The sequence below is a fragment of the Paraburkholderia sp. UYCP14C genome, from assembly GCF_004197395.1.
Lineage (GTDB): Bacteria > Pseudomonadota > Gammaproteobacteria > Burkholderiales > Burkholderiaceae > Paraburkholderia.
The window spans coordinates 22,636-35,030 of record NZ_SELS01000037.1; the positions used below are offsets into that span (position 1 = coordinate 22,636).

Here is a 12,395-nt window from a genome sequence, read left to right on the forward strand (position 1 = left end):
ACGCCTGCCGGTCAGTGTGACTTAGGCGCTGCGCTGTTCGAATTCCTTCATGTATTCGACAAGCGCTTTGACGCCTTCGAGCGGGACGGCGTTATAGATCGACGCCCGCATGCCGCCGACGGACTTGTGGCCCTTTAGCTGCACCAATCCCCGCGCTTTCGCGCCGGACAGGAAATCTTCGTTGCGCGACTCGTCGGCGAGGAAGAACGGTACGTTCATCCGCGAGCGCGAGCCACGTTCGACCTTGTTCAGATAGAAGCTGCTCGAGTCGATCGTGTCGTACAGCAGCTTCGATTTTTCGAGGTTGCGCGCCTCCATTGCCGCGAGGCCGCCCTGCTTCTTCAACCACTTGAACACGAGCCCGGCGATATAGATCGCGTAGGTGGGCGGCGTGTTGTACATCGAATTGTTCTCGGCGACGGTCTTCCATTCGAACGCCGACGGACAGATCGGCATCGCGCGTTCGAGCATGTCCTCGCGCACGATCACGACCGTCACGCCGGCCATGCCGATATTCTTCTGCGCGCCGCCGAACAGCACGCCGTATTTGGCGATGTCCATCGGGCGCGACAGGATGTGCGACGACGCGTCAGCGACGAGCGGAATATCGCCGAGATCGGGAATCTCGAACGTTTCGACGCCGTGAATGGTCTCGTTCGTGCACAGATGAACGTAGGCAGGATCGTCCGAAAGCTGCCACTCCGCGCGCGCTGGGGCACGCGTGAAGCCCTCGTCGGTCTTGCCGGTGGCGGCCAGATGCACGGTGCCGTATTTCTGCGCTTCCTTGAACGACTTCTGCGACCACGAGCCGGTCACGACGAAATCCGCGCGCGGTTTCGAGCCGAACAGGTTCATCGGCACGATCGCGTTTTCGCCAAGCCCACCACCCTGCAGGAACAGGATGCGGTGGCTTGCCGGCACCTGCAGCAACTCGCGCAGATCGGTCAGCGCTTCCTCGTGGATCGACATGAATTCCTTGCCGCGATGGCTCATTTCCATCACGCTCATGCCACTGCCTTGCCAGTTCAGCATCTCGTCGGCTGCCTGGCGCAGCACTTCTTCGGGCATGGCCGCCGGGCCGGCGGAGAAATTAAAGACGCGCATGTGAGGTCCTGGAAGCGGGCGCGAAAAACGAAGTCGCGCAGGAATCGGCGAAAAGAACTGCGAAAGGCTCGCCGAAAAAGAAAATGGCCGTCTGCGCCAGTGCGCAAACGACCATTATCGCATTGTCGCCGCCAACCCGCCACGCCGGGTGGCCCAGCGGGCGCGGCGACAGGCTGGCTTGTTCAGCGCAGCCTGCGAGCGGAATTTACTTGGCAGCCGGCTTGACCGATGCGACTTCCTTGTCGGCCTGGTCACGCGTTGCCTTGATCGATTCCGGCATGTACTTCTGCATCAGGCCGTTCACGACGTCGCGACCAACCTGGTCTTGCACCTGGATGAACTTGCGGCCGGTCGGGCTCTTGTAGAACGTGGTCAGATCCTTGATCTCCGACGTGCTGTAGTACTTCGCGTACGCGTCGTACTGTGCCTGCATCGCGTCCTGACGGAAAGAGTCGGTCGCGAACACCTGGCCCGCGCTGTCGACCAGCTTCGGCACTGCATTCTTCTGCAGCGTCGGCACGGCGGCCTGCTTCTGCTTGTCCGTCATCGTCTTGTTTTCGGTCAGCGCGTCCGACAGGATTGCCGGAACGAGCTGCTTGGCCTGCATCTGCGCGCTGTTGCCGATTGCGCCAACCAGCTTCTGCGCGTCGATGGCGTCGAGCAGTTCCTTGATGGCAGCCTGCTTGGCCGGATCAACCGGTGCTGCTGCGGCAGCCGGAGCTGCCGGCGCCTGGTTCTGCAGCGCTTGAGCCATGGCGAAGGTCGGCACGATGGCAGCCAGCAACATCAGTTGTTTGAATCGTTTTTGCATCATCACTCCCTAAGAGAAATTAACTTGAACCGCACGCTGCACGGGAAAGCGTACCGGCCCGATACGCGGTGACCCGCAGCGTAGCTTCAACGTATTAACTGAGACTGAAAGTTCTGCTGGCACGGATCAGGCCGCGCCGTCGCCCTCACCGCCGTTATTACCTTCAGTGGAGCCGTCGGATTCGCTTTCCGACTCGCCCTCGGCCTCAGCTACCTGTTGCAGACCGGACAGCTTGGTCCCTTCGTCAAGGCTGATGAGTGTAACACCTTGCGTTGCGCGTCCCATTTCGCGAATTTCGGACACGCGCGTGCGAATCAGCACGCCTGTCGTGGTGATCAGCATGATCTGCGCTTCCTGATCCACGAGCGTCGCGGCAACCACTTTGCCGTTGCGCTCCGACGTCTGGATCGCGATCATGCCCTTCGTGCCGCGGCCGTGACGCGTGTACTCGGTGATCGGCGTGCGCTTGCCGAAACCGTTCTCGGTCGCGGTGAGCACCGACTGCTGCTCGTCGCCGGCCACCAGCAATGCGATCACGTTCTGGCCGTCCTCGAGCTGCATGCCGCGCACGCCGCGCGCCTCGCGACCCATCGGACGGACGTCGTTTTCGTCGAAGCGCACTGCCTTGCCGGAATCCGAGAACAGCATTACGTCGTGTTGCCCGTCGGTGATCGCGGCGCCGATCAGGTAATCACCCTCATCGAGACCGACCGCAATAATACCCTTGCGCAACGGCCGGCTGAATGCTTCCAGCGGCGTCTTTTTTACCGTTCCTAACGCGGTCGCCATGAACACGAACTTGTCGGCCGAGAACTCCTTGACCGGCAGCACGACCGTGATCTTTTCGCCTTCCTGCAGCGGGAACATATTGACGATAGGCCGGCCGCGCGAGTTGCGCGAACCTTGCGGCACTTCGTAGACCTTGACCCAGTACACGCGGCCGCGGTTCGAGAAGCACAGGATGTGGTCGTGCGTGTTGGCAATGAACAGCGTGTCGATCCAGTCGTCTTCCTTCATGGAAGTGGCCTGCTTGCCACGACCACCGCGCTTCTGCGCCCGATATTCCGACAACGGCTGCGATTTCACGTAGCCCGCGTGCGACATCGTCACGACCATTTCCTGCGGCGTGATCAGGTCTTCGGTGTTCAGCTCGGTCGCGTTCAGCTCGATCTTCGACCGGCGCGCATCGCCGAACTCGGCTTTGATCGACGTGAGTTCGTCGACGATGATCGCGGAAATGCGCTCCGGGCGAGCCAGAATGTCCAGCAGGTCGGCGATCTGCGCCATCACCTCGCGGTATTCGCCAATGATCTTGTCCTGCTCGAGACCGGTCAGGCGCTGCAGACGCATTTGCAGGATTTCCTGCGCCTGGGTATCGGACAGACGGTAGAGGCCGTCGACCTGCATGCCGAACGACGGGTTCAACCCTTCCGGACGGTAAGCCTCCCGACCTCCCGCTGACGCGTTCTCCGACTCTGCGCGCGACAGCATTTCACGCACGAGCGACGAATCCCACGCGCGCGACATCAGCTCCTGCTTGGCGATGGGCGGCGTCGGCGCGGCCTTAATGAGCGCGATGAACTCGTCGATGTTCGCCAGCGCGACCGCGAGACCTTCGAGCACATGCCCACGTTCACGCGCTTTGCGCAGTTCGTAGACCGTGCGCCGCGTCAGCACTTCCCGGCGATGCGACAGGAAGCACGTCAGCATTTCCTTCAGGTTCAGCAGCTTCGGCTGGCCGTCGACGAGCGCGACCATGTTCATGCCGAAAGTGTCCTGAAGCTGGGTCGCCTTGTACAGATTGTTCAGCACGACTTCAGGCACTTCGCCGCGCTTGAGTTCGATCACGACGCGCATGCCGCTCTTGTCGGACTCGTCGCGGATGTCGGAAATGCCTTCCAGCTTCTTCTCGTTGACGAGCTCGGCGATACGCTCGAGCAGCGAGCGCTTGTTCACCTGATACGGCAGCTCGTCCACGATGATCGCCATGCGCTGGCCGCGGTCGATTTCCTCGAAGTGCGTGAGCGCGCGCATCACAACGCGGCCTCGACCGGTGCGATAGCCGTCGCGCACGCCAGCCACGCCGTAAATGATGCCGGCGGTCGGGAAATCGGGTGCGGGGATGATCTCGATCAGTTCGTCGATCGTCGCTTCCGGGTTTTTCAGCAGATGCTGACACGCATCGACGACTTCATTGAGGTTGTGCGGCGGGATGTTGGTCGCCATGCCGACCGCGATGCCGGACGAGCCATTGATCAGCAGATTAGGGATGCGCGCGGGCAGGATGGCCGGCTCGTTCTCGCTGCCGTCGTAGTTCGGCACGAAGTCGACCGTTTCCTTGTCGATGTCGGCCAGCAGCTCGTGGCCGATCTTCGCCATGCGGATTTCGGTGTAACGCATCGCCGCGGCGTTGTCGCCGTCGACCGAACCGAAGTTCCCCTGGCCGTCGACGAGCATGTAGCGCAGCGAGAAGTCTTGCGCCATCCGCACGATCGTGTCGTAGACAGCAGTGTCGCCGTGCGGATGGTATTTACCGATGACGTCGCCGACGATACGAGCCGACTTCTTGTAGGCCCGGTTCCAGTCGTTGTTCAGCTCGTGCATCGCGTACAGCACGCGCCGGTGCACCGGCTTCAGGCCATCGCGGACATCGGGAAGCGCTCGCCCTACGATCACGCTCATCGCGTAATCGAGATACGAACGGCGCATTTCCTCCTCGAGGGAGATTGGCAAAGTCTCTTTGGCGAATTGATCCATTATCCGTATCTTTTACGTGCGAAGGCGGGGGTTCGCCGCATCTTCGCGTAAGCATTGCAGGCGCAACGCATCACGCGATTCTAACATGCCACGCATCCGCGCCCGACGGAGGTACGTATACATATTAGAGGGGCGCCCGCCAACACCTCGCCGATCGCACATTTTCAGTGTCATCAGGCGCGATTCCTGCGTGGGGCCAATTCGCCGCTCAGCCAGAGCCGGCGGACCGCTCAGACCAAAACATTTGTTGCTCATGCACCACATTTGGAGGGGGATTTGAATGGGGGCAGATTTTTTTTTCGTCGGAGGGGAACGATATGGCAAAATGCCAACGCACAAAGAGTCAGACACTGCTCGAAGTCTACACAGCCGGTTTTTGTTCCGCACCAATGTTATACTTCGAGCAATGTATGACTTGTCTTCGTCAACAGGCTCGCAGTAAACCTGCGGTAATCTCAATTTCGAGAGGAGAAATATGAATAAACTTTCAAAGCTCGCGTTCATTGCAGCTACCGCAGTTATGGCTGCATCCGCCATGGCGCAGTCGGTGCCGGCGTCGCGACAAGCTACCAACGACAACTGGGTGAATGGTACTGGCGAATACGTGTGGATGAACGGCACGAACGAGCTTTGCTGGCGCGATGCATTCTGGACGCCTGCAACGGCTAACGCCAAGTGCGACGGCGCCCTGGTTGCTCAGGCTCCGACCCCGCCGGCACCGGTCGCTCCGGCTCCGGCTATCTCCAGCGAAAAGATTACGTATCAAGCTGATGCGCTGTTCGACTTCGACAAGGCAATCCTGAAGCCGGCTGGCAAGGAACGTCTGAGCGAACTGGCATCGAAGATCCAGGGCATCAACCTCGAAGTCGTCGTCGCTACGGGCCACACCGACCGCATCGGTTCGGACGCCTACAACGACCGCCTGTCGCTGCGTCGTGCTCAAGCTGTGAAGGCCTTCCTGGTCAGCAAGGGCGTCGAAGCCAACCGTATCTACACGGAAGGCAAGGGCCGTCGCAACCCGGTTACCACCGGTTGCAACCAGAAGAACCGCAAGCAACTCATCGCCTGCCTCGCACCGGACCGCCGCGTGGAAGTCGAAGTTGTCGGTACGCCGAAGCAGTAAGCTGGAAAATTACCGCAGTATCGAAAGCCCCGCTTCGGCGGGGCTTTTTTTATGCGCGGGTACCGCGCGGTGGTGTGATGCGTGACGGCGGAACGCCCTCGCTCCGCCACCAGCAACCAGCAGCCCGAATCGGCGCCCGCTACCCGACGCGCTTTTGCCGCTCTTTCTCTCGCCCTATATACTCAGGGTTTATCCTCGAGCGTCCGCTCACCGCTTTCATCGAGGCAGCCTTCGCCATGACCAACGCCGATCCCCACGAACTACAAAAATTCAGCGACCTCGCGCATCGCTGGTGGGACCCGAACGCCGAATTCAAACCGCTGCACGAACTGAATCCGATTCGCCTGAGCTGGATCGACACACACGCGCATCTCGCCGGCAAGAAAGTGCTCGATATCGGTTGCGGCGGCGGCATCCTGTCGGAATCGATGGCAGGTTTGGGCGCTCATGTGAAGGGCATCGACCTGTCCACGCAGGCACTCGGCGTCGCCGATCTTCACAGTCTTGAAAGCGGTGTAACCGTCGATTACGAAGAAATCGCCGCCGAGGCACTGGCCGCGCGCGAACCGGGCACCTACGACGTGGTCACCTGCATGGAAATGCTCGAACACGTGCCCAAGCCAGCCGCGATCGTCGAAGCCTGCAAGAATCTCGTGAAGCCGGGCGGCTGGGTGTTCTTCTCCACGCTGAACCGCAACGTGAAGTCGTATCTGTTCGCCGTGATCGGCGCCGAATACATTGCGCGAATGTTGCCGAAGGGCACGCACGACTACTCGCGCTTCATCCGCCCGTCGGAGCTCGCCGGCTTCGTGCGCGCCGCCGAACTGCGCACGACCGACATCAAGGGCATCGTGTACAACCCGCTTAGCAAGCATTTCGCGCTGTCGTCCGACACGAGCGTCAACTACATGCTCGCCTGTCGTCGCGACGCCTGACCTGCCCGAACCGCCCCGATCCGCCGTATCCGAAACGAACAATGAGCGACCCGACTCCCCTGCCACAACGCGAAGACAACGACGACACGCTCGGCTTTTGCCTCGCCGTGCTTTTCGACCTCGACGGCACGCTTGCCGACACGGCGCCCGACCTCGCGGCCGCCGTCAACAAAATGCGCCACGACCGTGGGCTCGAAATGGTGCCGCTCGAAAAGCTGCGCCCGCTGGCTTCGGCCGGAGCGCGCGGACTGATCGGCGGCGCGTTCGGCATCGGGCCCGATCATCATGAGTTCACCTCGATGCGCGAGGAGTTTCTCGCGAACTACGAAGCGGATCTGTGCATCGAGACGACGCTCTTTCCCGGCATCGCGGAAGTGCTCGACGAACTCGATGTGCGCGGCGTGCGCTGGGGCATCGTCACGAACAAGGTCGCGCGGCTCACCGAGCCGCTCGTCGCGCAACTCGGGCTCGAAGAGCGTGCCGGCTGCGTGGTGAGCGGCGACACGACGCCGCATTCGAAGCCACACCCTGCGCCCCTGCTGCACGCGGCGCGTGAGCTGGACATCGCGCCGGAGCGCGTCGTCTATATTGGCGACGATCTGCGCGACGTGCAGGCCGGTTTTGCCGCCGGCATGAAGACCGTCGCGGCGGCGTACGGCTACTGCGGCAATGACATTCCGCCGACACGGTGGCACGCGCAACACGTCGTGCAATCGACGGCCGAGTTGCAGACACTGCTGCGCGACATCGGCTGACAAAGTCAGACGGATCGACGGAAAGGTCCGTCCGGCACCCTTGCTAACCAGCTTGCACCATTCAGCGGCCACTCAATACACACGACGTGGCCGTCGATCTATTGTAAAATCTGCTTTGGCTCATATATGTGAGCAACGAACCGCGGGGGCGACCTGGTTTCGACAGGGGTTGCGAAGCGGCTAGGGCATGTCGAGGACCCGTCACCTCGTTAATCAATGGGAAAAACGTAACTGCAAACGACGATACGTTCGCACTGGCAGCCTAAGGGCCGCCGTCCTCTGCCTAGTTCACTGACGGGCTAGTGTCGCAAGACCGGTAGCAATACCGACAGAGGTCATATACGTCAGTTAAGCCTTGGCGGCGTCACGACGTCCGGGTCGAAAATTTAGTGAATCGCCGTAGCGCAGCGTGTTCGTCCGCGTCGCTGCGGTTAAATCAAAAGACAGAACTAAACATGTAGAACTGGTCGTAGAGGACTTCTGGACGCGGGTTCGATTCCCGCCGCCTCCACCAAACACCCGGAACGTTCGCGATGAACGCCCGCAAAAAACCCCGGTAGCATAACGCTGCCGGGGTTTTTTATTTTCAGCACCGTCCGCGACGCCTCGCGGGCGAGTCTGACGTCTCCCCTTCCCTCACCGACAAACTATGCGACCCGGTAAATCCGTGGCCGCTGCCTATACTCGTAGCTCGAAGCGCGTCGTCGCTCGTCAACCTCGTCGTCAAAACAGGAGCCCGCGTAATGCGCAAGACCATCGCTTTGCTGGCCCCGCTCGCGTTCGCCGCGCTACACGCGAGCGCGTTCGCCGATCCACCCAAACTGTCCAACGGCCGCTTCGTCACCGCCGACGGCATGACGCTCTATACGTTCGACAAGGACACCATGCCCGGCGTCAGCGCCTGCACCGGCGGCTGCATGAGCAACTGGCCGGCGGCCACAGCGGAGCCGACCGACAAGCCGACGGGCGACTGGACGCTGATCCCCAGCGCGGACGCCAAGCAGCAATGGGCATACAAGGGCCATCCGCTGTATCACTACGCGGCCGACAAGCAGGCGGGCGATGCAAAGGGAGACGGCTTCAAGGAGGTCTGGCACATCGCCAAGCCATAAGAAGCCAGCCCAGCTGGCAACCGGGCCGCGAATTCACTCGCCACAAAGCACAACGCCGGCCCAGGAGCCGGCGTTGCGTCAAACCTCGAAGCTCGGGCAAAGCTCGAGCGGACGCTTATTCGTCATTCGGGCACTGCAGATTGCAGCCATTCGGATCGCCCAGGTCGCCCCGCTTGCGCGCCTCCGAGCGTTTGCCGTGCTGATACTTGGCCGATGGCGCGGACGCGGCGAACGGCATCTGTGGATGCTCGTTGAGGCGGAATTCGTCGTTCAGGATGCCGCCCGGCACGCCAGGCGAATTTTGCGCGTAAGCGACGGAGACGGTGGCACAGAGCACACCAGCCGCGGCAGCGGCGGCACATGCGTGGAGTAGAGCTTTCATGTCGGTTCGGCGCGGCTTGGCGCGCGGTTAAAGCGGATACGAAGCCAAGAGATTAGCCGAAACCGCCGCACTGCGCAGCGGCACGCGCCGAGCGCCGGCGCTTTTCTGGTTACAGGCTCTTACGCCGCCGTTACGCGAGCGCGCCGCCGAGCCCCTCGTCAACATCGACGAGCCTGCCGCAATCGCACGGATCGTAGCCGGCTAGCTGCTCGACGCGATGGTGAAACGCGCTGCCGCGCAACAGATCGATCACCGTCGCAAGCGGCGCCCGAGAGAGATGCGCGCGGTCGCACGCGAAGTAGTAGTCCTCGTCGACGATCGGAATGAAATCGAGACCGAAATGATGCGCGGCCGGCTCCACACCGAAGCCAATGTCCGCCATCCCGCTCGCGACGAACGCCGCGATCGCCGAGTGCGTCAGCTCGGTCGACGCATAGCCGTTGACGCGGTCCGGGTCCACGCCGACCTGTCGCAGCGCGAGATCGAGCAGCATCCGGGTACCCGAGCCCGGCTGGCGGTTGACGAAACGGATGTCGTCGCGTGCCAGATCGCCGAGTCCGCCGATCCGCTTCGGATTGCCCTTGCCGATGAAGAGACCCTGCTTGCGCCGGGTCAGATGCACGAGCACATGGCGTTGCGGATCGAGCCAGCGCCGGTAGGTATCGGCGCATACCGCGCGAAACTCGCCGAGCGGCAGATGAAAACCCGCCAGATCGCACTCGCCGCGCGCGAGCGCGCTGACCGCGTCGGCGCTGTCGCGGTACTTGATCTCGACCAGCAGATCGTTGGCGACCAACGCCGTCACGAGCGCGGCCACCGCATAACCGTGCGACGCGTGGATGCGCACGTCATCGGCGGGGGGCGCGAGCCAGCGGTTCAGATCGCTCGCCACTTCGCTCGCGAGCGCCTGCAGATTGCCGTCGAGCCGCTCGCCGCAGAGCCGCTGCGCACGCAGCACCGCGTGCCCAAGTTCGGACAGCACCGAGCCGCGGCCACGCTCTTTTGCGATCAGCGGACCACCGAGCCGCTCCTCGATGCTGCGCAGCAAACCCCATGCGTGCCGGTAGGACAAACCCTTAAGCGCCGCGGCCTGCGCAATGCTGCCAGATTCGTCGACGAGCGCGAGCAGCGGCACCACGTCCGACAGGCTGGCCTCGCGGCCATCGGCGCCCTTCACCACCAGCTCGACCTGACATTCGATCCTGACCATATATGTATTACTCTTTCCTATTGCATGCGCCCGTTGGCCCGCCTATCTTTCGGCTATACCATATCGAATAAGCGAAGCATACGTGCACGTATTATGAATAACAAGAGCATATATCGCTTTGGAGGAGCCCCCACTTTGGACGATTCCCTCGCCACGGCGCCGGATCAGCTCGTGCAGCGTCACGCGCAGCCCGGCCGCTCGTTGATCACGATCCTGCACGCGATCCAGGATGAACTCGGTTATGTGCCGCCCGCGGCGGTCCAACCGCTCGCCCGCGCGCTGAACCTGTCGCGCGCGGAAGTGCACGGCGTCATCACTTACTACCATCACTTCCGCACCACGCCGGCCGCGCCCGTCACGGTGCAGCTATGCCGCGCCGAAGCGTGCCGCAGCATGGGCAGCGAGGCGCTCGCCAAGCACATCGAGGCGCACACCGGTTGCCGCTTCGACGCCGGTCACCATGACGGCGCGACGGTGGAGCTCGAATCGGTGTACTGCCTCGGCCAATGCGCGCTGTCGCCGGCGCTGATGCTCAACGGCACGCTGCACGCGCGCGTGTCGCCACAGAAATTCGACGCGCTGTTCGCCGCGGCCCAAAAATGCGTGGAGGTGCCGGCATGACGCGCATCTATGTTCCGCGAGATTCGTCGGCGCTCGCGCTCGGCGCCGATGCGCTGGCTGAAGCCATCACCAGCGAAGCCGCGCGCCGCAGCATTGCGATCGAACTGATCCGCAACGGCTCGCGCGGGTTGCTGTATCTCGAACCACTCGTCGAAGTCGCGACACCTGAGGGCCGCATCGGCTATGCAAACGTTGAAGCGGCAGACGTCGCCGGGTTGTTCGACGCGGGCTTCGTCGACGGCGGCGAGCATGCGCGGCGCGTCGGTCTGGTCGACGAGATTCCGTATCTGAAGAAGCAGCAGCGCCTGACCTTCGCGCGGATCGGCATCACCGACCCGCTGTCCATCGACGATTACGTCGCGCACGGCGGCCTCGAAGGCCTGCGAAACGCGCTCAAAGCCGACGGCGACAGCGCCTGCGAAGCGTTGATCGAATCCGGCCTGCGTGGCCGCGGCGGCGCGGCCTTCCCGGCCGGCATCAAGTGGCGCACGGTACGTGGCGCGAAGGCCGCGCAGAAGTACGTCGTCTGCAATGCCGACGAAGGCGATTCGGGCACCTTCTCCGATCGTCTCGTGATGGAAAGCGATCCGTACATGCTGATCGAAGGCATGATCATCGCGGGCGTCGTGACCGGCGCGACTGTCGGCTACATCTATGTGCGCAGCGAATACCCGCACTCGATCGCCACGCTCGAAGCGGCCATCGCCCGTGCGCGCCGGGCTGGCTGGCTCGGCGACGACGTGCTCTCGAGTGGGCAGCGCTTCGAGCTGTTCGTCGCCAAAGGCGCGGGCTCGTATGTGTGCGGCGAGGAAACCGCGATGCTCGAATCGCTCGAAGGCAAGCGCGGCATCGTTCGCGCGAAGCCGCCGGTGCCCGCGCTCGTGGGCCTCTACGGCCAGCCCACCGTGATCAACAATGCGATCACGCTCGCCACGGTGCCGATCATCTTCGCGCGCGGCGCGGCGTTCTATAAGGACTTCGGCATGGGCCGCTCGCGCGGCACGCTGCCGTTCCAGCTGGCTGGCAACATCAAGCGAGGCGGCCTCGTCGAACTCGCGTTCGGCGTGACCTTGCGCGAACTGCTCGACGACTTCGGCGGCGGCACCGCGAGCGGCCGGCCGGCGCGCGCGGTGCAGGTCGGCGGTCCGCTCGGCACGTATCTGCCGGAAAGCCAGTGGGACATCCCGATGGACTACGAAGCGTATGCGGCAGTCGGCGCGGTGATCGGCCACGGCGGTCTGGTCGTGCATGACGACACGTCGAACCTTGCCGAGCTCGCGCAATACGCGATGCACTTCTGCGCGCTCGAATCGTGCGGCAAATGCACACCGTGCCGGATCGGCTCGACGCGCGGCGTCGAGGTGATCGCGCGGATTCGTGACGGCGACACGTCGACGCGTCAGGTGCAATTGCTGCGCGATCTGTGCGACACGATGGTGTCCGGCTCGCTGTGTGCGATGGGCGGCATGACGCCGTTCCCGGTGCTGTCCGCGCTCGATCATTTCCCTGAAGACTTCGGTCTCGCCGCCGATCCCACTGCCGACCACGCTACCAAAGCGGCCGCGGCCTGACTCCAGGAGTTCAC

The 12,395-nt window shown here is 62.7% G+C and carries 11 protein-coding genes and 1 other RNA gene; 7 read left to right on the forward strand and 5 right to left on the reverse strand.

Going from position 1 to position 12,395, the window contains the following annotated elements; translation table 11 throughout:
- Positions 1-21: 21 nt before the first annotated feature.
- From serC to gyrA, 3 genes are all read right to left on the reverse strand, one after another.
- The gene (gene serC, locus EVC45_RS28035) at positions 22-1,104 is read right to left on the reverse strand and encodes a 3-phosphoserine/phosphohydroxythreonine transaminase (protein ID WP_129961456.1); all 1,083 of its coding nucleotides are present in this window, start codon (positions 1,102-1,104) and stop codon (positions 22-24) included.
- Between the two features lie 205 nt (positions 1,105-1,309).
- Positions 1,310-1,915: a DUF2059 domain-containing protein gene (locus EVC45_RS28040; protein WP_026225970.1), complete on the reverse strand. Its 606-nt coding sequence runs from the start codon at positions 1,913-1,915 to the stop codon at positions 1,310-1,312.
- A gap of 126 nt (positions 1,916-2,041) precedes the next feature.
- Complete coding sequence (gene gyrA, locus EVC45_RS28045; protein ID WP_129961457.1) at positions 2,042-4,672, reverse strand: DNA gyrase subunit A; 2,631 nt, start codon at positions 4,670-4,672, stop codon at positions 2,042-2,044.
- A gap of 475 nt (positions 4,673-5,147) precedes the next feature.
- On the opposite strand from gyrA, the gene ompA reads away from it, so the two are divergent.
- The 5 genes from ompA to EVC45_RS28070 all read left to right on the forward strand — a co-directional run bounded on the left by ompA (position 5,148) and on the right by EVC45_RS28070 (position 8,597).
- Entirely contained in the window at positions 5,148-5,795 is a 648-nt protein-coding gene (gene ompA, locus EVC45_RS28050; RefSeq protein WP_026228725.1) for an outer membrane protein OmpA, read from the forward strand.
- A 236-nt stretch (positions 5,796-6,031) separates the two neighbouring features.
- Positions 6,032-6,730 (forward strand): bifunctional 2-polyprenyl-6-hydroxyphenol methylase/3-demethylubiquinol 3-O-methyltransferase UbiG, encoded by a 699-nt coding sequence (ubiG, locus tag EVC45_RS28055; RefSeq protein ID WP_129961458.1) that lies wholly within the window; start codon positions 6,032-6,034, stop codon positions 6,728-6,730.
- A gap of 41 nt (positions 6,731-6,771) precedes the next feature.
- Positions 6,772-7,485, forward strand: coding sequence for a phosphoglycolate phosphatase (gph, locus tag EVC45_RS28060; RefSeq protein ID WP_129961459.1), 714 nt, complete (start codon positions 6,772-6,774; stop codon positions 7,483-7,485).
- A 144-nt stretch (positions 7,486-7,629) separates the two neighbouring features.
- Positions 7,630-7,999: a transfer-messenger RNA gene (ssrA, locus tag EVC45_RS28065) on the forward strand.
- 229 nt (positions 8,000-8,228) lie between these two features.
- Complete coding sequence (locus EVC45_RS28070; protein WP_129961460.1) at positions 8,229-8,597, forward strand: hypothetical protein; 369 nt, start codon at positions 8,229-8,231, stop codon at positions 8,595-8,597.
- A 115-nt stretch (positions 8,598-8,712) separates the two neighbouring features.
- Here EVC45_RS28070 and EVC45_RS28075 read toward each other — a convergent pair whose 3' ends face one another.
- Together EVC45_RS28075 and EVC45_RS28080 are read right to left on the reverse strand one after the other, a co-directional pair.
- Positions 8,713-8,979, reverse strand: a complete 267-nt coding sequence (locus EVC45_RS28075; RefSeq protein WP_129961461.1) for a hypothetical protein — start codon at positions 8,977-8,979, stop codon at positions 8,713-8,715.
- 130 nt (positions 8,980-9,109) lie between these two features.
- Complete coding sequence (locus EVC45_RS28080) at positions 9,110-10,189, reverse strand: substrate-binding domain-containing protein (protein WP_129961462.1); 1,080 nt, start codon at positions 10,187-10,189, stop codon at positions 9,110-9,112.
- A gap of 135 nt (positions 10,190-10,324) precedes the next feature.
- On the opposite strand from EVC45_RS28080, the gene EVC45_RS28085 reads away from it, so the two are divergent.
- Both EVC45_RS28085 and EVC45_RS28090 read left to right on the forward strand, forming a co-directional pair.
- Complete coding sequence (locus EVC45_RS28085; RefSeq protein ID WP_129961463.1) at positions 10,325-10,810, forward strand: NAD(P)H-dependent oxidoreductase subunit E; 486 nt, start codon at positions 10,325-10,327, stop codon at positions 10,808-10,810.
- A complete protein-coding gene (locus EVC45_RS28090) occupies positions 10,807-12,381 on the forward strand; it encodes an NADH-quinone oxidoreductase subunit NuoF (protein WP_129961464.1) in 1,575 nt (524 codons plus the stop codon). The genes EVC45_RS28085 and EVC45_RS28090 overlap by 4 nt, the downstream gene beginning before the upstream one ends.
- Positions 12,382-12,395 lie beyond the last annotated feature (14 nt).